General features: G+C 59.6%; 22 protein-coding genes. 12 read left to right on the top strand and 10 right to left on the bottom strand.

The annotated features are described in order from the left end of the window. The first annotated feature begins 4 nt into the window (after window positions 1-4). Window positions 5-1,954, top strand: a complete 1,950-nt coding sequence (gene mrdA, locus ERE07_RS07025; protein ID WP_130008095.1) for a penicillin-binding protein 2 — start codon at window positions 5-7, stop codon at window positions 1,952-1,954. Next, window positions 1,951-3,087, top strand: a complete 1,137-nt coding sequence (gene rodA / locus ERE07_RS07020; RefSeq protein WP_130008094.1) for a rod shape-determining protein RodA — start codon at window positions 1,951-1,953, stop codon at window positions 3,085-3,087. The genes mrdA and rodA overlap by 4 nt, the downstream gene beginning before the upstream one ends. 4 nt (window positions 3,088-3,091) lie before the next feature. Here the strand turns inward: rodA and mutY are convergent, their stop codons facing one another. From mutY to ERE07_RS07005, 3 genes are read right to left on the bottom strand one after another with little or no spacing between them, the layout of a single operon-like run. Continuing rightward, window positions 3,092-4,303, bottom strand: coding sequence for an A/G-specific adenine glycosylase (gene mutY / locus ERE07_RS07015; protein ID WP_130008093.1), 1,212 nt, complete (start codon window positions 4,301-4,303; stop codon window positions 3,092-3,094). Next, window positions 4,303-5,211, bottom strand: coding sequence for a cell division protein FtsX (locus tag ERE07_RS07010; protein WP_130008092.1), 909 nt, complete (start codon window positions 5,209-5,211; stop codon window positions 4,303-4,305). The genes mutY and ERE07_RS07010 overlap by 1 nt, the downstream gene beginning before the upstream one ends. Further along, on the bottom strand, window positions 5,208-5,876 hold the full coding sequence (locus tag ERE07_RS07005) for a cell division ATP-binding protein FtsE (RefSeq protein ID WP_130008091.1): 669 nt from the start codon (window positions 5,874-5,876) through the stop codon (window positions 5,208-5,210). Before ERE07_RS07005 ends, ERE07_RS07010 begins: the two co-directional genes overlap by 4 nt. Before the next feature lie 151 nt (window positions 5,877-6,027). Here ERE07_RS07005 and ERE07_RS07000 point away from each other — a divergent pair, with 151 nt between their 5' ends. From ERE07_RS07000 to ERE07_RS06975, 6 genes are all read left to right on the top strand, one after another. Continuing rightward, complete coding sequence (locus ERE07_RS07000) at window positions 6,028-7,044, top strand: amino acid ABC transporter substrate-binding protein (RefSeq protein ID WP_130008090.1); 1,017 nt, start codon at window positions 6,028-6,030, stop codon at window positions 7,042-7,044. A gap of 108 nt (window positions 7,045-7,152) precedes the next feature. Next, entirely contained in the window at window positions 7,153-8,334 is a 1,182-nt protein-coding gene (locus ERE07_RS06995; RefSeq protein ID WP_130008089.1) for an amino acid ABC transporter permease, read from the top strand. Window positions 8,335-8,357: 23 nt separating this feature from the next. Next, entirely contained in the window at window positions 8,358-9,434 is a 1,077-nt protein-coding gene (locus tag ERE07_RS06990; RefSeq protein ID WP_425330960.1) for an amino acid ABC transporter permease, read from the top strand. A 52-nt stretch (window positions 9,435-9,486) separates the two neighbouring features. Beyond that, complete coding sequence (locus ERE07_RS06985) at window positions 9,487-10,227, top strand: amino acid ABC transporter ATP-binding protein (RefSeq protein ID WP_130008088.1); 741 nt, start codon at window positions 9,487-9,489, stop codon at window positions 10,225-10,227. Between the two features lie 34 nt (window positions 10,228-10,261). Beyond that, the gene (locus ERE07_RS06980; protein WP_130008087.1) at window positions 10,262-11,260 is read left to right on the top strand and encodes a Bug family tripartite tricarboxylate transporter substrate binding protein; all 999 of its coding nucleotides are present in this window, start codon (window positions 10,262-10,264) and stop codon (window positions 11,258-11,260) included. Window positions 11,261-11,442: 182 nt separating this feature from the next. Continuing rightward, the gene (locus ERE07_RS06975) at window positions 11,443-12,105 is read left to right on the top strand and encodes a YiaD family glycine zipper/OmpA-like lipoprotein (protein ID WP_209021100.1); all 663 of its coding nucleotides are present in this window, start codon (window positions 11,443-11,445) and stop codon (window positions 12,103-12,105) included. A gap of 72 nt (window positions 12,106-12,177) precedes the next feature. Here ERE07_RS06975 and ERE07_RS06970 read toward each other — a convergent pair whose 3' ends face one another. Further along, on the bottom strand, window positions 12,178-12,585 hold the full coding sequence (locus ERE07_RS06970; protein ID WP_130008086.1) for a helix-turn-helix domain-containing protein: 408 nt from the start codon (window positions 12,583-12,585) through the stop codon (window positions 12,178-12,180). Window positions 12,586-12,707: 122 nt separating this feature from the next. On the opposite strand from ERE07_RS06970, the gene ERE07_RS06965 reads away from it, so the two are divergent. Further along, window positions 12,708-13,514 carry a helix-turn-helix domain-containing protein gene (locus tag ERE07_RS06965; RefSeq protein ID WP_130008085.1) on the top strand — a complete coding sequence of 269 codons (807 nt, stop codon included), beginning with the start codon at window positions 12,708-12,710 and terminating at the stop codon, window positions 13,512-13,514. Here the strand turns inward: ERE07_RS06965 and ERE07_RS06960 are convergent. Continuing rightward, window positions 13,501-14,748, bottom strand: coding sequence for a D-amino acid dehydrogenase (locus ERE07_RS06960; RefSeq protein WP_130008084.1), 1,248 nt, complete (start codon window positions 14,746-14,748; stop codon window positions 13,501-13,503). The two genes, ERE07_RS06965 and ERE07_RS06960, sit on opposite strands and share 14 nt — an antisense overlap. A 176-nt stretch (window positions 14,749-14,924) precedes the next feature. Here ERE07_RS06960 and ERE07_RS06955 point away from each other — a divergent pair, with 176 nt between their 5' ends. Next, window positions 14,925-15,413 carry an Lrp/AsnC ligand binding domain-containing protein gene (locus tag ERE07_RS06955; protein WP_130008083.1) on the top strand — a complete coding sequence of 163 codons (489 nt, stop codon included), beginning with the start codon at window positions 14,925-14,927 and terminating at the stop codon, window positions 15,411-15,413. Here ERE07_RS06955 and proB read toward each other — a convergent pair. From proB to ERE07_RS06930, 5 genes are all read right to left on the bottom strand, one after another. Next, window positions 15,394-16,569, bottom strand: coding sequence for a glutamate 5-kinase (gene proB / locus ERE07_RS06950; protein ID WP_130008082.1), 1,176 nt, complete (start codon window positions 16,567-16,569; stop codon window positions 15,394-15,396). The two genes, ERE07_RS06955 and proB, sit on opposite strands and share 20 nt — an antisense overlap. Before the next feature lie 33 nt (window positions 16,570-16,602). Next, complete coding sequence (obgE, locus tag ERE07_RS06945) at window positions 16,603-17,709, bottom strand: GTPase ObgE (protein WP_130008081.1); 1,107 nt, start codon at window positions 17,707-17,709, stop codon at window positions 16,603-16,605. 200 nt (window positions 17,710-17,909) lie between these two features. Further along, a complete protein-coding gene (gene rpmA, locus ERE07_RS06940) occupies window positions 17,910-18,170 on the bottom strand; it encodes a 50S ribosomal protein L27 (RefSeq protein ID WP_130008080.1) in 261 nt (86 codons plus the stop codon). Between the two features lie 35 nt (window positions 18,171-18,205). After that, a complete protein-coding gene (gene rplU, locus ERE07_RS06935) occupies window positions 18,206-18,517 on the bottom strand; it encodes a 50S ribosomal protein L21 (protein WP_130008079.1) in 312 nt (103 codons plus the stop codon). A gap of 45 nt (window positions 18,518-18,562) precedes the next feature. Then, window positions 18,563-19,462 (bottom strand): LysR substrate-binding domain-containing protein, encoded by a 900-nt coding sequence (locus ERE07_RS06930; RefSeq protein WP_130008078.1) that lies wholly within the window; start codon window positions 19,460-19,462, stop codon window positions 18,563-18,565. 179 nt (window positions 19,463-19,641) lie between these two features. Between ERE07_RS06930 and ERE07_RS06925 the strand changes: the two genes are divergently transcribed. Then, window positions 19,642-20,628, top strand: a complete 987-nt coding sequence (locus ERE07_RS06925) for a Bug family tripartite tricarboxylate transporter substrate binding protein (protein ID WP_130008077.1) — start codon at window positions 19,642-19,644, stop codon at window positions 20,626-20,628. 62 nt (window positions 20,629-20,690) lie between these two features. Further along, window positions 20,691-21,566 carry an N-formylglutamate amidohydrolase gene (locus ERE07_RS06920; RefSeq protein ID WP_130008076.1) on the top strand — a complete coding sequence of 292 codons (876 nt, stop codon included), beginning with the start codon at window positions 20,691-20,693 and terminating at the stop codon, window positions 21,564-21,566. Window positions 21,567-21,574: the final 8 nt, after the last annotated feature.

The following is a 21,574-nucleotide window of genomic DNA, read 5'->3' as shown; positions in this document are numbered from 1 at the left end:
GCCTATGTTCGAGTTCAAGAAAACAACCCACCTGCAGAAGCGGCGCATGTTGATACGCGTCGTGGTGGCGGGTGTGTTCATTGTGCTGTGTTTTCTGGGGCTGGCGGGGCGGTTGTGGTATCTGCAGGTGGTGCGTTACGAAGGCCTGGCGGCGCGCGCGGATCGCAATCGCATTGCGGTGGTGCCCATTCCGCCGCGGCGTGGCGAAATCCTGGATCGTAACGGCACCGTTCTGGCCCGCAACTACCGTGACTACACATTGTCTGTGATGCCTGCCAATGTTACGCGGGACATGGACCAAATGCTCGACGAGCTAGGCCAACTGGTCTATCTGAGCGCGGGCGACCGGCGGCGCTTCCTGCAAAATGTCAAACAGAATGGGCGCTACACATCCATCCTGCTGCGCAACAACCTGAACGAAACCGAAGCATCCTGGTTTGCGGCACATGCCTATGAGTTTCCCGGGGTGCAACTGAGTGCGCGCTGGGTGCGCGAATATCCTCAGGGCGCATCTGCGGCGCATGTGCTGGGCTATGTCGGCCGCATTTCCGAAGCCGATCAGGAAATGCTCGAAAAGACGGGGCAAGAAGGCAATTATCGCGGCAGCAATACCATCGGCAAGAAGGGCATCGAGAAAACCTGGGAAAAATCTCTGCACGGCCGCACGGGTATTGAGGAAGTCGAGGTCACCGCCACAGGGCGTCCGGTGCGAACGCTCAGCCGGGTTGACCCTGTTCCGGGCGCCGACCTGCATCTGTCGCTGGATATCGGCTTGCAGAAAGTGGCCGAGGCGCAGTTCGAGGGCCGGCGCGGGGCCCTGGTCGCCATTGAGCCCAGCACGGGCGACGTGTTGGCCTTTGTGTCGGCGCCTTCGTTCGACCCGAATCTGTTCATCGATGGCATCGATATCGAGAACTGGCGCAAGCTCAACGAGTCGCCCGATCATCCCCTGATCAATCGTCCGTTGTATGGCACGTATCCCATCGGCTCCACTTACAAGCCGTTTGTGGCGCTGGCTGCGCTGGAGCTGGGCGTGCGCTCGGCAACCGAGCGGATTCCGGATCCGGGCTATTTTGAACTGGGCGGCCAGCGCTTTCGCAACGCGGGCGGAGCCGCATACGGTCCCACCGACATGCACCGCGCCATCGTCAAGTCGTCGGATACCTATTTTTATTCTTTGGGGCCGGAAATCGGCGTCAATGCACTACATGATTTTTCGGCGAAGTTTGGCTTTGGCCAGTTGACCGGCATTGATCTGGATGGGGAACGGCGCGGCGTGCTGCCATCCACCGAATGGAAGCGCAAGGCATACAAAAAGCTTGAGCAGCAACGCTGGTACGCCGGCGAAACCGTATCGGTGGCCGTAGGGCAGGGTTATAACTCGTTTACTCTGCTGCAACTGGCCCAGGCGACATCGGTACTGGCGAACAACGGTGTGTATATGGAGCCGCATCTGGTGAGCCTGATCGAAAATCCACTCACGGGCGCCGTCAAGCGCGCGGTCTCGGAGCCCTCGCACACGATTGCGCTTAAACCCGAGAACCTGGCGGTGATACGTAATGCCATGGCCGATGTATTGCGCACTGGTACTGCGCGCAAGGCATTCGAAGGCGCCAGGTATCAGGCGGCCGGTAAAACAGGGACGGCCCAGGTGTACAGCCTGCGTGGCGGCAAATACAATGCGTCGGAAATCGACGAGCGACTGCGTGATCATTCGTTGTTCATGGCCTACGCCCCCGTAGAAAACCCAAAGATTGCGCTGGCCCTTATCGTGGAAAATGGCGGCTGGGGCGCAACGGTTGCTGCGCCGATCGCCCGCACCATTTTCGATTACTGGCTTGATCCGGCCCGGCAGGCCGAGCCGGAGCCCAACGAGCCCTTGCCCGCTCAGCCCCCGCAACAGCCCGCCAGGCAGCAGGCCATGGCGGCCCCACAAAGGGAGGGGCAACCATGAAACGGCTCATGATGTGGCTCACGCGTGCAGTCACCGCCTTCGATCCGCCCCTGATGGCCTTGCTGATCATCATGGCGTTGCTGGGGCTGACCATCATGCATTCGGCCGTGGGCGGCACAGACTGGCGCTTTGCTGATCAGTCGCGCAACTTCCTGATTGCCCTGGCCGTGATGTGGATTGCGGCGATGGTGCCCCCGCCCGCCATGATGCGTATCGCGCCTTACTTCTACGCGTTGGGTGTCGTGCTGTTGCTGGGTGTGGAGTTTTTCGGCGAAACCAGCAAAGGTGCTACGCGTTGGCTGGATCTGGGCCTGGTGCGTATCCAGCCTTCCGAAATGCTGAAAATTGCCGTGCCGATGATGCTGGCCTGGTACTTCCATCGCAATCAGGGCCGGTTGCGCGTGATGGATTTCATTGTGGCGATCCTATTGCTGGCCGTTCCTTTCGCGCTGATTGTCATGCAACCGGATTTGGGCACGGCGTTGCTGGTGTTCGCCACCGGTTTCTTTGTCATCTATTTTGGCGGGCTTTCTTTCAAGTTGCTGGCGCCTATTGTGATTGCGATTGTCGTAGGCATAGGCACGCTGGTGTACTACGAAAAGGATATCTGCCAGCCCGAGGTCGATTGGGTCGTGTTGCACGAATACCAGAAATACCGGGTCTGCACGCTGCTGGATCCGAGTACTGACCCGCTGGGCAAGGGGTTTCATACGATTCAGTCCATGATTGCGGTAGGCTCTGGCGGTATTTACGGCAAGGGCTACATGAAAGGCACGCAGACGCACCTGGATTTCATCCCGGAACGCACGACAGACTTTATTTTTGCCGTCTATGCGGAAGAGTTCGGGCTTTATGGCGGCATCATGATGCTGGTGCTGTACCTGCTGCTGATCGCGCGCGGGCTGGCCATCGCGGCCCGCGCTTACACGCAGTTCGGCAGGCTGCTGGCGGGCGCCATGGCCATGATGTTCTTTGCCTATGTGTTCGTGAATGTCGGCATGGTGACCGGGATATTGCCGGTGGTGGGTGTGCCCTTGCCCTTCATGAGTTATGGCGGGACGGCGCTTATCACCTTGGGCATTGCAAGTGGCCTGTTGATGAGCATCGGCCATTACCGGCCAGTGCGCCATTAGCGGCTCAGATCAACGACGTTGCGGGGAACAGCCCATCCAACAGCTTGCGCACCGGCGCAGGCAGCGCGACCGATGACAGGTTTTCGACAGGCACCCAAGCTTGCCGTATCCCGGGTGACATCACCATCAATGGCGCCTCGCTGTGCAGATACCATGGCTCGATCCCTAACCTGAAATGGGTAAATACATGCGTGAGCGATGCCATGCGGCAGGGGGTATCTTGTGCAAAGCCCATGGTGTCGCAATCCCTGCGCAAGGCATCGGCGTCATCGTAGCGCGGCAGGCTCCACAGCCCGCCCCAGATTCCAGGCGAAGGCTGCTGCTCCAGCAGCACGCGGCCCTGATGGTTGAGAATAAGCATCGCGCACTGGCGATCTGGTACCGCCTTTTTCTGCCGGGGGGTGGGAAGCCGGTGCTGGCATCCCTGAGCAAGCGCGTAACAGCCCTGGCGCAGCGGGCAGATATCGCAGTTGGGTTTGGATCGCGTACAGCACTGTGAACCCAGATCCATCAGGCCCTGCGTGTAGGCGGGCATATCCAGCGTGGGCGTTGCGGCGTCGATCATGGCTTCGGCCTGTTGCCACAAGGCCGTTTCGACAGCGCGCTCGGAGGTCGGGCCGAAAATGCCGAAGCAGCGTGTGAACACGCGCTTTACATTGCCATCCATGATGGGGGCGCGTTCGCCATAGGCAAACGCGGCGATGGCGGCTGCCGTCGAGCGGCCTATACCCGGCAGAGTGGCGATGTCAGCGGCAGTGGTCGGAAAGCGGCCTGCCCACGTTGTGCAGATAACCTGAGCGCAGCGATGCAGATTGCGCGCGCGCGCGTAGTAGCCCAGCCCCGCCCAGTAAGGCATGACTTCATCCTGTGTGGCCGCTGCCAGCGACTGTATGTCGGGAAACCGAGCCAGGAAACGCTCGTAATAGGCCACAACAGTGGAGACCTGGGTTTGCTGCAGCATGATCTCGGACAGCCAGATGCGATAGGCGTCCTGGGTGTTCTGCCATGGCAGGTGCCGGCGTCCGAATTCTTTCTGCCACGCGACGATGGCCGGCGCGAATTGCGCGGGCGCTATCGTGCCAGCGTCGGCAGGCCTGCCTGGCGCTGGCGTCGTTGCGGTGGCAAGAGCCTGTGCAGGAATTTTCGTACAGGCCTGCTCGGTGGCCGATTTCGCGGCGTTGCCGGCCGCAAGAGGCCGGGTGGAGGTTGAAGACATCAGAACCGGGTGTTGCGAGTAACAGACCAGCGGGCGGACAGGGCCGCCAGGATGGCAATGACAATGGTGGAGAGCAACAGGCTCAGCGCATCTGGCAAATGCAGGACGAACTGCACGCCGTAGCTGCTGGCCAGGCGGGCCAGTGCCGCATTGAGTGGTTGCAGCGCCAGCGCCGCCAGCACAATGGCCAAGCCGCTGGCGACGATGCCGCTGATTGCCCCCAGGTAAAGAAAGGGTCGCCGCACGAAGGCTTCGGTGGCGCCCACAAGCCTTGCAACGCCGATTTCTTCTCGCTGCGTAAGCGCTTGCATGCGTACCGTGTTGAAGACGGTCGCCAGCACGACCAGGGCGACGCCGCCGGCCAGCAGCGCCAGGCCGATGCGGGCAAAGTACAGGATCGCATCCAGGCGCCGCACCCAATCGCTGTCGAGCTGGACGGCGTCAACGGACGCCAGTTTGCGCCATTCGGCGGCCAATGACGTGGCATGCCCCGAGAATGCCTGCGCGTCGGTGAGCGTGACAACGATGGCGTCAGGCAGCGGATTGCCAGGCAGGACCGCCAGTGCATCGCTCCAGGCGGGATTACTCTTGAGCTTGTCGAGCGCCTGTGCCCGTGTGACAACCCGGGCCTCCCGGATGGCTTCAGGATGTGTCTGTCGCAATTTGGCAGCCAATGCCTCTGCCGCGTCCGCCGGGGCGTCGGTCTTCAAAAACAGGGTGAGTTCAGGGGTAACGGGAATATCGCGCGCCAGCGGCTGTGCGGACACCAGTACCGACGCGGCCAGGATGGGGATGGCAAGCGCAAGACTGATGACCAGGATATTGGACAGCGATGAAAACGGATGCGCCAGCAACCGTCGGATGGCGACCTTGAGTGCGTAGCGGTGTTGTCGCAGCCAGCGCTTCATGCGACCCCCGGAACATCAGTGAAACGCCCTGCGTTGATACGCAGCGTGCGCGAGGCATAGGATGCCATCAGGGCCTTGTCGTGCGAGGCGATCAGCGTGGTGACCCCCACGCGATTGAAGTCGCGGAATACTTCCATGATGCGGCGGCCGCTATCGTGATCCAGGTTGGCGGTAGGCTCGTCGGCAATAAGGATGGCGGGACGATTGACAATGGCGCGGGCGATGGCCAGGCGCTGTTGCTCGCCGCCGGACATTTCGATGGGGTTGAGGTCTTCTTTGCCGGCCAGGCCGACCTTTTCCATGGCGGCGCGCGCGCGGTTGCCTGCCTGCCGGGAACCCAGCCCGATGACGTCCAGCGGCAGCAGGACATTGGCCATGGCGTTGCGATCAAAGAGCAGGTGCGTGTCCTGGAGTATGACGCCTACTGCGCGGCGCAGATAGGGGCGCGCACGGGTGGGCGTACGGTCTATGCGATGACCGTTGACATGGACGGAACCGCGACTGGGAGGCTCGAGGCCACCGATCAGCTTGAGCAGCGTGGATTTTCCCGCCCCCGAAGGCCCGGATACGAACACGAATTCGCCTGGCTCGATACGAAAATTGATATCGGCCAGAATATTGCGCCCGCGTCCGTACGATTTAAAAACGTGCTGGAATTCGATCATGATGCGAAAAAGTATGAAGCCTTAATCATATACGGCCCGCAAGGGATATCCCTCATGTTTTTAATAGTTTCCAACAGCTACGATGCAACACAAATGTCAGCAGCCACGAGCTGTTGCATCGTCACATCATACTTACAAGTAGAGGTAGAGCATGAAGTTCATCAAAGCAGCTGCGTTGGGCGCGTCCTTGTTCATGTTGGCAGGAGCGGCTCAGGCAGGAGAAACGTATGATGCCGTAAAGAAAAAAGGCTTTGTGCAATGTGGTGTGCATACGGGTTTGCCGGGCTTTTCTATTGCCGACAGCAAGGGTGAGTGGTCGGGTATCGACATTGACATCTGCCGCGGGATTGCCGCCATGGTATTTGGAGATGCCACCAAGTACAAGACAACGCCCGTGACAACCCAGGCGCGCTTCACCGCACTGCAGTCAGGCGAGGTCGACGTGCTTACGCGCAATACCACCGCGACCATGACGCGAGACACAACGCTTGGCCTGATGAGCACCGGCGTCAACTATTATGACAGCCAGGGCCTTATGGTACCGAACTCGCTGGGTGTGAAGAGCGCCAAGGAAATGAGCGGCGCGGCAATCTGCGTGCAGCCGGGCACGACCACCGAGCTCAACCTGGCCGATTGGTTCCGCACCAACAATCTGGAGTTCAAGCCTGTCGTGATCAACAGCCCCGACGAAGCCATGCGCTCCTATGTTGCTGGCCGTTGCGATGCGTATACAACCGATAAGTCAGGCCTGGCCACGATCCGTACCACGCTTGCCGATCCCGAAGAGCACATGATTCTGCCTGAGGACTTTTCCAAGGAGCCGCTGGGCCCCATGGTCCGCCAGGGCGATGACCAGTGGTTCATGGTGGTTCGCTGGGTGCTGAACACCATGCTTGAGGCCGAAGAGTACGGCATCACGTCCAAGAACGTGGATGAAATGCTCAAGAGCCCCAACCCCAACATCCAGCGCATCCTGGGCGTTACCGGTGAAATGGGCAAGGGACTGGGTCTGGATCAGAAGTGGGGCTACAACCTTATCAAGCAGGTCGGCAATTATGGCGAGTCGTTCGAGCGCAACATCGGACAGGATTCGCCGATGAAACTGGAGCGTGGGCTTAACGCACAGTGGAAAGATGGCGGTGTGATGTACGGTTGGCCGGTACGCTGACCCACTTCCCGCCGGCTCTCCGGCGCGCCGGGTCTTGTGGCCCGGCGCGGCTTTCCGTTCAGCGCTGACGCTTGACGCGAAAGCCGTTTTCTCCGGCAAGTAATTTTTATGGCGAATAACGTAACTGTGCCGCGTTCCAGACGGCGTCTTTCCTGGAACAATCCTGGCTTTCGCTCGCTTATCTATCAGATACTGGTGTTGGGCATCGTCGGTGTTGCTGCCTGGTATCTGGTTTCAAATACGCTGCACAATCTTGCAGTGCGCAACATCTCTTCCGGCTTTGGCTTTCTCGACAGGGAGGCGGGCTTTGCCATCGGCGAAAGCGTGATCTCCTACCAGCCGGCCGATACCTATGGCCGGGCGATCTGGGTAGGTATTCTCAACACACTGCGCGTCTCGGTCATTGGCATCGTGGCGGCAACGCTGTTTGGCACGCTGTTGGGTATCGCGCGTCTGTCCAAGAACTGGCTGCTGTCCAAAGTGGCTTCCACCTACATCGAAGTCATGCGCAACATTCCCTTGTTGCTGCAGTTGTTCTTCTGGTACGCCATCATCACCGAAGTCATGCCTGGCCCCAGGGACGCATTGAATCCCGTCCCCGGTGTCTTTCTGTCCAATCGCGGCCTGAAACTACCTTCTTTGGCGGGCGACGGGCTGGACTGGGTGATGGCCGGCGTGGGGGTGGCTATTGTTGCCATCCTGTTTGCCGGCCATTGGGCGCGCAAGCGGCAGGCCGCCACGGGGCAGATTTTTCCGCTAGGCCGGGTGGCAGTGGGATTGCTCGTTCTGTTCCCGGTACTGGGCTGGCTGGCCAGCGGTGCTTCGCTGGAGCTCGATGTTCCTGCACTCAAAGGCTTTAATTTTGTCGGCGGCATCAGTCTGTCGCCTGAGTTCGCGGCGTTGCTGGCGGGCCTGGTGATCTACACCTCTGCGTTTGTGGCCGAAGTGGTGCGCTCGGGCATCCAGTCAGTGAGCCAGGGCCAATGGGAAGCCGCAGGCTCCCTGGGCCTGAAACGCGGGCGCGTGCTGCGGCTGGTGATTCTTCCGCAAGCCTTGCGGGTGATCATTCCTCCGATGACAAGCCAGTACCTCAATCTGACCAAGAACAGTTCGCTGGCGGTTGCGATCGGTTATCCCGATATTGTGTCGGTGGTCAATACCACGCTGAATCAAACCGGCCAGGCCATTGAAGGCATTCTGATCATCATGGCGGCCTATCTCACAGTCAGCCTGTCGATTTCCATCTTCATGAACTGGTACAACAAGCGCATTGCGCTGGTGGAGCGATGATGTCTGTCAATCAATCCACGCCGATGTCGAACGAAGGGCCTCCCCATGCCAGCCGGGGCGTATTTGGCTGGATGCGGGCAAGCCTGTTTTCATCGCCGCTCAATACGCTGCTGACAGTCCTGGTGGCCTGGCTGTTGCTGATGTTTGTGCCGGCCATGATCGAATGGCTGTTCATCCGCGCCGACTTTAATGCGACGACATCGCAGGAATGCCGTGCGTCGGGCGGCGCCTGCTGGGCGTTCATTGTCGAGAAGCACAGGCTGATCCTGTTTGGCGTCTATCCTTACGTTGAGCAGTGGCGACCGCTGATTGCCAGTATCGTTCTGGTGGCTGTGATTGCCTGCAGCTGCATGCGGCGGTTCTGGAAACCCTATCTGGGGCTGATCTGGCTGGTTGCGCTCACCGTCGTGGCCATCCTCATGTGGGGCGGGATATTCGGGCTGACCTATGTCGAGAACGATCGCTGGGGAGGCCTGCCGCTCACATTGATTCTGGCCACGTTCGGTATTGCGTTCGCCTTTCCTTTTGGGCTGTTGCTGGCGCTGGGGCGGCGCTCGCACATGCCGGCCATCAAGGCTATTTGCGTGATCTATATCGAGCTCATTCGTGGCGTGCCCTTGATCAGCCTGCTGTTTATGTCTTCCGTGATGCTGCCGCTTTTCCTGCCCGAGGGTTTCAGTATCGACAAGCTGTTGCGGGCGCAGATCGCCATCATTCTTTTCGCGGCAGCGTATATCGCCGAAACCGTGCGCGGCGGCTTGCAGGCCATCCCGAAAGGGCAGTACGAAGGGGCGGATTCGATAGGCCTGAGCTATTGGCAGCAGATGCGCAAGATTATTTTGCCTCAGGCGCTCAAGATCGTGATTCCGCCACTGGTCGGTATTTTCATCTCGCTGTTCAAGGACACGTCGCTGGTGGTGATTATCGGCATTTTCGATTTGACACAGGCTGCGAAGACCGCTGTGGCCGATGCCGCATGGCGTGGCTATAGCACCGAAGCCTATTTGTTCATCGGTGTGATCTATTTTATTTTCTGCTTTTCGATATCCCGGTACAGCCAGCATCTGGAAAAGCAGTTGCAGACGGGTTATCAGCGTTAAGGGGAGCGGGCGGCGACCCGCGCCTTGAACGCGTACAGCAAGGAGTTTTCGTATGGCCGAGGCCATTATCCGCATGGAAAGCGTCAACAAGTGGTATGGGCAGTTCCATGTGCTGCGCAATATCGATCTGAATGTCGCGTCCGGCGAACGCATCGTGATTTGCGGCCCGTCCGGGTCGGGAAAATCCACCCTGATCCGCTGCATCAACAGGCTCGAAGAGCACCAGCAGGGCAAGATCATTGTTGATGGTACCGAGCTCACGGACGACCTCAAGCAGATCGAAGCCATACGGCGCGATGTAGGCATGGTGTTTCAGCACTTCAATCTGTTCCCTCACCTGACGGTGCTCGAGAATCTCACGCTGGGCCCCGTGTGGGTGCTCAAGAAACCCAAGGCCGAAGCCGAGGCAACCGCCATGAAGTATCTCGAGCGCGTGCGCATTCCGGAGCAGGCGCTCAAGTACCCGGGGCAACTGTCCGGTGGCCAGCAGCAGCGCGTGGCGATCGCGCGCTCGCTATGCATGAGCCCCAAGATCATGCTGTTTGATGAGCCGACCTCCGCGCTGGATCCGGAAATGGTCAAAGAGGTGCTGGATGTCATGGTCGGCCTGGCGGAAGAAAGCGGCATGACCATGCTGTGTGTCACGCACGAAATGGGTTTTGCCCGCAAGGTTGCGGATCGCGTTATTTTTATGGATCAGGGGGAAATCATCGAGCAGAACACACCCGATGAGTTTTTTGACAACCCTGAAAGCGACCGGACCAAGTTGTTCCTTAGTCAGATATTGCATTAAGGTTATCTTTTTTATTAATACAAGGCATTTCATCATGTTCTCTCGTTTAAAGCCTTTGGCTGCGCTGGCGGCGTTGGCTGCAAGCCTGGCCTTTCCTGTATCGGCATTGGCCGAGTCTGCGGCCGACTACCCCTCAAAGCCCATCCAGTTCATTGTTCCTTATTCCGCGGGCGGGCCGCTGGATGGCACTGCGAGACTGCTGGCTGAAAAGGCGCAGGCGGACCTTGGCCCCATTGTGGTCGAGAACAAGCCGGGCGCCGGCGGCAATATTGGCGCGGCCTATGTGGCCAAGACGAATCCCGATGGCTACACCCTGATGATGGGCGCGGTCGCGATCAATGCCATCAATCCCTGGCTGTACGAGAAACTGTCGTTTGATCCCATCAAGAGCTTCGAGCCCGTCACACTCGTTGCGTCGGTGCCCAATGTACTGATCGTGAACAAAGAGTTCGCCCAGGCCAACGGGATCGACAGTGTGCAGAACCTGATCGACTACGCCAGGCAGCATGACGGGCAGCTTAATTTTGCCTCTGGCGGCAACGGCAGTGCGGGCCATCTGGCGGGCGAATTGCTGAACGTGCGCAGCGACATCAACACCGTACACGTACCCTATGCCGGCGCATCGCCGGCCAAGCTTGCGCTGCTGGCGGGCCAGGTGGACTACATGTTTGACAATCTGGCGTCTGCGTCGTCGCTGATCAATGGCGACAAGGTCAAGGCGCTGGCAGTGACCACGGCAGACCGCTCCACCCTTTACCCGGACTTGCCGACCATGCAGGAGTCCGGCGTCGAAAAATTCGATCTTGGCACCTGGTTCGGTGTCTTCGCAACAGGCGGCACGCCCCGTCCTATTATCGACAAGCTTAATGCCGCCTACGCCAAGGCATTAAGGGATCCCGATGTGCGCAAGAACCTGCTTACCATGGGTTCGACCGCTGAGCCCACCACCCCCGAAGCCTTGGCCGACCTCGTCAAGCACGACTTGGCCAAGTACAAAGAAGTGGTTGAAACATCGGGGGCCAAGCTGTTCTGAGCCCGGTGTGGATTGTCCCCTTGCCCTGTGGATAGCCTGGGCAAGGATTTTCCCTGTGAACCGTCAAAAAACGTCAAAACAAGACTAACAGAATAACAATGTAACAACGCAAGAGCGTCTCACTTGCTAGCATGGCTGTTCGGCGGACGTTCGTCCGCCAGACAAGGAATAAGGAGAATTATATGAAGGTATCTATGCGGACAGGCCGCTTTGCCACTGGAATCGCTGCTATTGCCCTGATGGCAGGGTGCGCGAACATGAACGAAATGGGCACGGGCGGCAAGACGGCAGTAGGCGCAGGCGCGGGCGCTGCCGTGGGGGCTGGGCTGGGCGCACTGATTGGCGACAGCAGCAAGGCGGCAGCCATTGGCGCCGGCATTGGGGCGGTGGCCGGTGGCGTTGCAGGGTATAACTGGTCACGCGTGAAAAACGATGTGGAGCAGTCCGGCGCCAGCAGCCTGGGTGTGGACGTGACCGAGATGCCTGACGGCACGCTGCGTGTCAACATCCCCAGCAATGTTTCCTTCGATACCGGCAAATACCAGCTCAAGCCGGCCTTGCTGCCTGTTCTGGACAGCGTTGCCCGCGCGTTGGTGCAGCATCCCGAACTGCGCGCAAAATCGATCGGCTACACCGATAGCACTGGCTCGGCGTCGGTCAACCAGACGCTTTCCGTGAACCGGGCCACGGCCGTCACCAACTATCTGGGACAGCAGGGCGTGCCGGCCACCAAGCTCATGGCTGAGGGCCGCGGCCCCAGCAGTCCCGTGGGCGACAATGCCACGGCAGAGGGCAGGGCAATGAACCGCCGCGTGGAACTCTATCTCTACGCTGTACAACAATAAGACTTCCGGCAGTATCATCATGCAAAAGGGCGGCTCAGGCCGCCCTTTTGCATGCCCTGCAGACGCATCCGGTCAGGGCTTGGTGGCCTTTTTGCCAAATGATTGCAGAAGGCTCAATACGGTTTCTTCGATGACGAGTCGCTCTTTTGGGCTAAGCGCCCAGAAGTCGGCGGACGAAATGCTTGGAAAAGGCCAAAGCCCCTGACTGGCGGGCGGCAGGCCCGGATCGGACAGCCTGTAAGAAAAACCGGTATCCGGCGCCGCCGGGAGCGGCTCCATCGACCCTCGCCCGGTACCCAGCCACGCAGCATTGACCTTCAGGGCCTCAGCCAGGCGAAAAACGTCTTTTGCGGTTTTGCGGCTTGCGCTTTCGTAATTGGAGATGGCGCCTTGTGACAGGCCACAGGAACGAGCCAGTTCGGACTGGCTGAGCCCGCGCAGATGACGGGCATGACGAAGGCGGTCAGCAAAAAGTTTCACAATTGTGATTGAACGACGAGATCCAACCACAATGGTGATAAAGTGAATTACAAACGTGATTTCGTAATGTAAACTAAGGTAAAAAAATAAATCCTAAAGCAACTGGGGAGTCAGAAGATTCGTTGATAGTTTATGTATTCACCACACGCTACGAGGTTCGCTTGATGCAATCCAACCCCTATCCGGCCTTGATGTCCCGGTCTGCTGTCATATTGTTCGTGCCGGCGGATACCTCAAATGCCAGGCTGGCCGGCAGACACCGCATCGCGGAGCTGGAGTCATATGGCCTGGCGGTGTCGTACTGCGCCGATATGCCTCAACTCTATCGTACTACCCGTCAAAGCATGGACGCAGGCGCAACCACGGCTGCGGTGCTGTCGGGCGATCACAATCAAAACTGCACGGTGGCGGCGCACTTGCGGGCGCTGCATCCCTTGCTGGGCATCGTGGCCCTTACCCAGTCCGAATCCGAGGCCATGCTCTTGCAGTGCCTGCACAGCGGCGTCGATCATTTTTGCCCGGCCAGGGCCTCATCACAATTGTTATCGGCGCTCTTGTTCCGCTTGCTTTGGCGTCTTGATGTTTCGGCGGCCGCACGGGCTGCCGCGGGCGCCAGCGCGGTCTGGAGCCTGCCCGAGCAAGCGTGGATACTGGCCAGCCCCGAAGGTAAGCGCATTGCCCTGACCACAGGAGAGCGCGCCTTCCTGATGGCCTTGCTGGCAGCCCCCAATCAGCGAGCGGCGCATGCGGATCTTATTTCAGCCGTCAACGAGGCCTACAAGCAGGAATCCGTGTCGGCCCTGCAGAGCCGGCTCAGCGTGCTGGTCAGCCGCCTGCGCAGAAAATGCGCAGAACATGGGGCTGGCCTGCCGCTAAAGTCGGTACACAACTGGGGCTATATGTTTACCGGGCCGGTTAGTACCGGCTAATGGCCAGGTCATCGCTGCGGATGGCGGTGGCCCTGGCCGATACCAGGTCCGCAATCAGCTGTCCGCTGCCGCATGCCATGGTCCAGCCCAGCGTGCCATGGCCGGTGTTCAGAAACAGCCTGGGTATGCGCGTCGCGCCTATCACCGGCGTGCTGTCGGGGGTCTTGGGTCGCAAGCCTGTCCAGAACGAGACCTCGCCCTGCTTGCGCCCGCCGGGGAACAGATCATCAACCACCATCTCCAGCGTGGCCTGGCGGCTTGCGTTCAGGGATTTGTCGAAGCCTTTGATTTCCGCCATGCCGCCAACGCGTATGCGCTGGTCAAAGCGTGTCACGGCGACCTTGTAGGTTTCATCCAGCAAAGTGGATACCGGTGCGCGAGACTCATCCGCAATGGGTACGGTAATGGAGTAGCCCTTCATGGGATACACCGGCAATTGCATATAGGGTGACAACAGCCGGGTCGACCACGCGCCCAGCGCAAGCACATAAGCATCGGCTGTCAGAAGCTCGCTGCCACAACGCACGCCGGTTACCCCCGAGCTGTTGGCCAGTATGGCGGTGATGTTCACACCGTAGCGGAACGTAACGCCCATCTTCCGGGCTACTTCCGCCAGGCGAGTGGTAAACAGATTGCAGTCTCCGGTTTCATCGTCTGGCAGGCGCAGGCCGCCGGCCAGCTTATGGCGCGCGTATTCCAGCGCGGGTTCCGCGCTGGCCAGTTCAGCACTGGACAGCAGCTGAAAATCAACGCCGGCATCGCGCAATACTTCGATGTCCTTGCCGACCTGATCCACTTGTGCCTGCTTGCGGAAGACTTGCAGCGTACCGCGCTGGCGGCCTTCGTATTCGATGCCGGTTTCGGTCCGCAGGCTAGCCAGACATTCGCGGCTATATTCGGACATGCGGATCATGCGTTCCTTGTTGATGGCATAGCGCTGCGCATTGCAGTTGCGCCACATCTGAAACATCCATTTCAGCTGGAACAAGGAGCCATCAGGCTTGAAGGATAGCGGGGGGTGTTCCGCGAACAGCCATTTGACGGCTTTGAGCGGCACGCCGGGGGCGGCCCAGGGCGAGGAATAGCCGAACGATACCTGGCCAGCATTGGCATGGCTGGTTTCCAGTGCAGGGCCTTCCAGACGCTCGAGTACCGTGACGTCGTGGCCTGCCTTGGCAAGATAGTAGGCGCTGGTCACGCCTATGACCCCTGCGCCCAGTACGATGATTTTCATGTATCTGGTCCTGATAGTTTGGGACTGATGATAAGCCAGGAGGCAAAGCAAGTTTTCATGAATAAGTCTGTTTTTCAGGAAAATTCCCTGCCGGTTTCGCCACGATCTGCATCTGATCGGCCATAATCCCGTAGCAGGCGCAGCGGCGCCAAACGATTGATACGGAGGAAAATGCTGTGCGTATACAACGCAGCCCGATTACCGCCCTGGATAAGCTGGACAGGCATATTCTTGATCTGCTGCAGCGCGACGGCCGCATGTCCATGACCGATCTGGCAGAGCAGGTTGGCCTGACCGTCACGCCTTGCATAGAGCGGGTAAAGCGGCTGGAGCGCGAAGGCATCATCACCGGCTACCATGCGCGTGTGTCCCCCGCCGCGCTGGACGCAGGTTTGCTGGTGTTTGTAGAGGTGTCCATTACCAGCAAGTCGCAGCGTAGCTTTGATGAGTTTCGCCGCGAAGTGTTGTGCATTCCGCATGTGCAGGAATGCCACCTGGTATCGGGGGACTTTGACTACATGATCAAGGCGCGCATCAAGGAAATCGGCCAGTACCGCACCTTGCTGGGCGATATTCTCCTCAGCCTGCCGGGTGTGACGCAGACCAAGAGCTGTATCGTCATGGAAGAGATCAAGGAAACGCTGTTTATTCCGGCCCGGAAATAAATGATGGTGGCGACGCTGAGCGCATGAACACCATATTGTCGCGATGCATGAGCTCTGGATCGGACATGGTGCCCAGAATGTCCGCAATGTGCTTGCTGGGATGCCCCATGATGCGGCGGGTGTCGCTGGCAGAGTAATTGATGAGCCCCCGGCCATATTCCACGCCGTCTGGCCCGACGCAAGCCACGACATCGCCGCGCTCGAACTCGCCGTTGACATCGGTGACGCCGACGGCCAGCAGGCTTTTGTGCCCTTGCGTTAATGCCTTGACCGCGCCAGCATCCAGGGTAACGCGCCCGCGCAGCCGGAGGTGATTGACCAGCCAGCGCTGGCGCGCGGAGCGCACAGGCAGCAGGGCGCGCAGCTCGGTGCCGATGGATTCGCCTGCCGCCAGGCGGAGCAGAACGTCGGGCTCGCGGCCCGATGCGATGACAGTGTGGCCACCGCTGTTTGCAGCCCGCTTTGCAGCCAGGACTTTGGTGAGCATGCCGCCGGTGCCCACGCTGCTGCCAGAGCCTCCTGCCATGGCTTCGAGGGCTGGGTCGCCCGCCTGAGCCACGGCCACGAAGTGGGCGTCCGGACGCTTGCGCGGATCGGCATCGTACAGGCCCGCCTGGTCTGTAAGAATGATGAGCGCTTCGGCTTCGATCAGGTTGGTAACCAGCGCGCCCAGCGTATCGTTGTCGCCCAGCCGAATTTCGTCGGTGACAATGGTGTCGTTCTCATTGACAATGGGCACCACGCCCAGCCCCAGCAGGGTATAGAGCGTGCTGCGCGCATTCAGGTAGCGGCGGCGATCGGCGAGGTCTTCGTGCGTGAGCAGGATCTGTGCAGTGCGTATGCCATGGCGCGCAAACGCGACCTCGTAGGCCTGCACCAGCCCCATTTGTCCGACGGCGGCAGCGGCCTGCAGCTCGTGCATGGCGTTGGGCCGGCGAGGCCAACCCAGGCGGGCCATGCCTTCGGCGATCGCACCGCTGGAGACCAGCACCATCTGTTTGCCGCGAACATGCAGGGCTGCGATCTGGGCCGCCCACTGGTCGACGGCGGTGAGGTCAACGCCTTTGCCTTCGTTGGTCACCAGCGACGAGCCGACTTTAACAACCAGGCGCCGGGCCTGGGACACTGCGGACGACATTGAAGAAGAAGCAGCCATGATACGCAACGCGCACATAAAAGAGGTAAGGGGTTAGTCGGGTGTGGAGCGGCTTTCGTCAAAACGTGGGTCTTCGGAGACAAAGCTGCCGTCTGCCTTGTCTTGCGCGATATTTGCCTGTTGCCGTTCGGCATCGAGCCATTCCTGCAGGCGGAAAACCAGTTCCTGCGTGCCTTCGCCGGTGAGCGCCGAAATCGAAAAGACCGGGCCTGTCCAGTCGAGCGCTTCGATCAACTGACGCTGAACGCTTTCGGGGTCTTCGACCATGTCCAGCTTGTTAAGCACCAGCCACCGTGGTTTTTCGTACAGCGTGGCGTCGTACAGGCGCAGCTCTTCGGCGATGGCACGCGCATCGGCCGCGGCCTGGCCGACAACATCGGCATCGGGGTCGGGCGAAGACACATCAACCAGATGCAACAGGACTCGTGTGCGCGACAGGTGGCGCAAGAACAAATGGCCCAGGCCGGCGCCTTCGGAGGCGCCTTCGATCAGGCCGGGAATGTCGGCGATGACAAAGCTATGCGAGGCGGACGTACGGACCACCCCCAGGTTGGGATACAAGGTGGTGAAGGGATAGTCTGCCACCTTGGGCCGCGCGTTCGACACCTTGCTGATCAGCGTGGATTTGCCGGCATTGGGCAGGCCTAGCAGACCGACATCAGCCAATACCTTGAGTTCGAGCCTGAGCTTGCGCTGCTCGCCTTCTTTACCGTAGGTGAACTGGCGGGGTGCGCGGTTGGTGCTGGATTTGAAATGCAGATTACCCAACCCGCCTTCTCCGCCAGCCGCCAGGGTGGCCTTCTGGTTATGGCGGTCGAGGTCGAACAGCTGTTCGCCGGTTTCGGCATCGAAAATGGTGGTGCCCACAGGCACGCGCAAGGTGATGTCGGGGGCGCCGGCGCCATATTGATCAGATCCACGGCCGTTCTCACCGTTCTTGGCGCGGTGCAGCCTGGAAAAACGAAAATCCACCAGCGTATTGATATTGCGGTCGGCGATGGCATAGATGCTGCCGCCACGACCACCGTCTCCGCCGTCTGGCCCGCCCTTGGGGATGAACTTCTCGCGGCGAAAGCTCGACGCGCCATTGCCGCCCTTGCCTGCAATGACTTCTATGGTTGCTTCGTCTACGAATTTCATGGGTGTCTAGTAAAAAGCCGGCGCGCGGCTTGCGCGCAGCGGCGCCGGTTAACGCCTGCCCGGTTGCGGGCAAGGCGGGAATGAGGCGAAGGAAATGGCCGGATATTCGCCCGCCAACCGGCAGGCTGCCTATAGGGCTATTCTAAAGCAAAAAGCCCTGCCGTCACGGCAGGGCTTTTTCGGGTGCAGTGCGCCGGGAGTTACTCGGCAGCGATCACCGATACGGTGCGCTTGTTGAGCGCGCCCTTGATCGCGAACTTCACGGTGCCGTCGACCAGCGAGAACAGGGTGTGATCCTTGCCCATGCCGACGTTCACGCCGGGGTGAAACTGCGTACCACGCTGGCGGACAATGATGGAACCTGCCGAGATCATCTGACCACCAAAGGTTTTCACGCCCAGTCGTTTCGATTCTGAGTCGCGGCCGTTACGCGTAGAGCCGCCGCCTTTTTTCTGTGCCATGTTTAGCTCCTGCTATACAAAACCGTAGACTGCAATCAGGCCGTGATGGCGTCGATGCGAACTTCGGTGTAGTTTTGACGATGGCCCTGACGCTTTTGGTAGTGCTTGCGACGGCGCATCTTGAAAATCTTTACCTTGTCGTGGCGGCCTTGCGCAAGAACGGTTGCCTTGACCACGGCGCCGGATACCAAAGGCGATCCGATCTGGATCTGATCGCCTTCGCCAACCGACAATACCTGGTCTAGCGAGATTTCTTGCCCAATGTCTGCCGGTATCTGTTCTATCTTCAGTTTTTGACCTGCGGCAACACGATACTGCTTGCCACCGGTTTTTATGACCGCGTACATGTGGGGGATTCCTAAAAATGAAAAGCCTTGGCAAAAATGCCAAGCTCATGATTCTAACGGGAAATTGGCCGATGCGTCAAGCATCCAGGCGCGAAAGACCTGCAAGGTGGGCAGCAGGCTTTTATGCTCCGGGTAGCACAGATAATAGGCGTTGCGTGCCGTGGTGGGCAAATCCAGGGGAATGATCAGTTTGCCATCACGCAGCTCCTCTTCGACCAGGCAGCGAGGAATCAGCGCGGTGCCGAATCCGGCAATGGCGGCCTGTGCCAGCAGGGTGAACTGATCGAAGCGCGCCCCTTCCCGGCTTCGGTGAGTGTCATGGCCGTTGTCGCTGAACCAGTCGGGCCATGACTGCTGTGCGGTTGTGTGGTGCAGCAAGGGCATGGCCAGCAGATCGCCGGGCACGCGCGGTGGCGTTTTGAACAGCTGCGGATTGCAGACGGGCACGACGTCTTTGCCGCCGATGTAGTCGGCCTGGCTGCCAGGCCAGACGCCGCTGCCGTAACGTACGGCGGCATCCACCTCCGGGGATGAAAAATCGTAGCCCATGCGGTGTGGCAGAAAGCCTATATGCAGGTCGGGGTAGCGTCGGCGCAGATCGGGCAGCCGGGGAATCAGCCATTTGGCGCCGAAGGAGGGCATGCAGGTGAGGTTGAGCGTGCCCCCCATGCCCTGATGGGCGATCAATGCAAGTGATGCGGTTTCGATGCGGCTCAGGCTGGCCTGGACATCGCGCAGGTAGCTGTGGCCGGCATGAGTGAGCACCAGCCCGCGCCGGGTACGCACAAATAGCTCGACGCCAAGGAATGATTCGAGGTTTTTGATCTGCTTGCTGACCGCTCCCTGCGTGATACACAATTCTTGTGCCGCTCGGGTAAAACTTCCTTGCCTGGCAGTTACTTCGAAGGCATGTAGTTCGGTAATGGAGGGAAAGAAACGGCGCATGAGTGGCGGGAGTGATCTGGGTGAAATGATGGTTTATGCCGATTTGGCATTACCAGATGGAATAGATTAGTGAAATTCTTTCGTTTGCGCAAACCAGCGCGGGGCAGCAAGAATGTGGCTTCGACCCGGCGGAATATCTGCCTGCCGCGGCTTTCAAAACGATGAAAACCAGAGACACTATGCAACGACGCAAACTCATTCTCGGCTTCTGTGTGGCAGGTGCTGCCGCACTAACATCTACTTTTGCAGGGGTTGCCGGCGCGGCAGCTTACCCGGACAAACCCATACGCCTGATCGTGCCGTTCGCGCCAGGCGGAACAACAGATATCGTCGGCCGGCTGGTTGCAGAGCGACTGGGCAAGGAACTGGGCCAGACCATTGTGGTTGAGAATCGTGCGGGGGCTGGCGGCTCCATTGGCACCGAGTCGGTTGCCCGCGCCCAGCCCGATGGCTATACCCTGGGCGTGGCCACCGTCAGCACGCACGGGATCAATCCTGTGGTGTACAAGCAGTTGTCGTTCGACGCCGAAAAGGATTTTCAGCCCATTACCAATCTTGCATCGGTACCCAATATCATGGTGCTGAACGCCAAGGTACCGGCCAAGAACATGGAAGAATTCATTGCCCTGGCCAAGAAGGATCCAGGCAAGTACACCTATGCCTCCGCCGGCAACGGCTCAGTGTCCAACATGATGGGCGAGCTGTTCAAGATGGCATCGGGCACCGATTTGCTGCACGTGCCCTACCGTGGCGTTGGCCCTGCGCTGACCGACACCCTGGCGGGTCAGGTCAACGTGCTGTTCGACAATCTGCCGTCTTCGCTGCCGCACGTCAAGAATGGCGCGCTGGTCGCCCTGGCTGTGGCCGCGCCGCAGCGCAGCGCTGCGCTGCCCGATGTGCCGACTTTTGCCGAAGTCGGGCTTGAAGAAGTCAATGATGCCTCGTGGTTTGGCCTGGTGGCGCCTGCGGGCATTCCCGCCGACGTCCTCAAGACATTGCACGACGCAACTGTCAAGGTGCTGGCCCAGGACAGTGTCAAGGAACGCCTGGCCCAGCTTGGTGCGGCGCCCGTGGGCGATAGCCCTGAATCGTTCGCCAAAACCATTTCCGACACGATTGCCGTTAACGCCGACATCGTGAACAAAGCCAATATAGAACTGAAATAATCTTTGGTTTATCCCATTACCGGCCTGATACACAGGCCGGTTTTGCACTCTACACAGGCATCATGCATTTTTCTACACAACCGCTGTCTTACCGATATATTGCCCCGGAAACCTATCCGGACTCAGAGGCCGCCGCACCATTGGTTCTGGACTCGCCGCACAGCGGCACAGAGTACCCGCCGGACTTCGCATCGGCCCTGGAGCCAGGCATACTGCGCACGGCGGAAGACACCTGGGTCGCGGATCTGTGGGGCGGCGCGCCCTTTCAGGGCGTGCCATTGCTGGCAGCGCGGTTTCCACGCAGCTATATTGATGCGAACCGCAGCCCGGACGAAATCGATCCCGTTCTGCTTGACCAGCCCTGGCCTGAGCCGCTGCCCGACTCGGCCAAGGTCAGGCTGGGCAAGGGACTGATCTGGCGCATGATGGATGACGGCACGCCGCTGTATGATCGCAAGCTTTCTCTCGACGAAGTGCGTCACCGCATCGAGGCGTGCTGGACGCCTTATCATGACAAGCTCAAGTCGACGATCGATGCGGCGCACGCCCGTTTCGGCAAAGTCTGGCATATCAATTGCCATTCCATGCCCAGTATTGCCGCCGCCTTTGCCACCGACAAGCCGGGGCTGGTGCATCCGGACTTCGTACTTGGCGACCGCGATGGCGCCACGGCAGCGCCCGAGTTTCGCGAGTTCGTGGCCGACTGGCTGCGTGGGCGTGGCTACGATGTGGCGGTCAATGATCCCTACAAGGGTGTGGAAATCGTCAGGCGTTACGGCAACCCGGACCAAGGCCGGCATAGCTTGCAAGTGGAAATAAACCGCAAGCTGTACATGGACGAAGCGACACTTCGCCCGACCGACGGTTACGACAAGCTGCGCGGCGATCTTCATGATCTTTGCGCAGCGCTCATCAACTGGAGCCGTGCGCAGGTCTGATGCAGTCA

It is taken from the genome of Allopusillimonas ginsengisoli, assembly GCF_004153455.1.
In the GTDB taxonomy this organism is placed as follows: domain Bacteria; phylum Pseudomonadota; class Gammaproteobacteria; order Burkholderiales; family Burkholderiaceae_B; genus Allopusillimonas; species Allopusillimonas ginsengisoli.
This window is presented reverse-complemented; position numbering and strand designations above follow the sequence as displayed.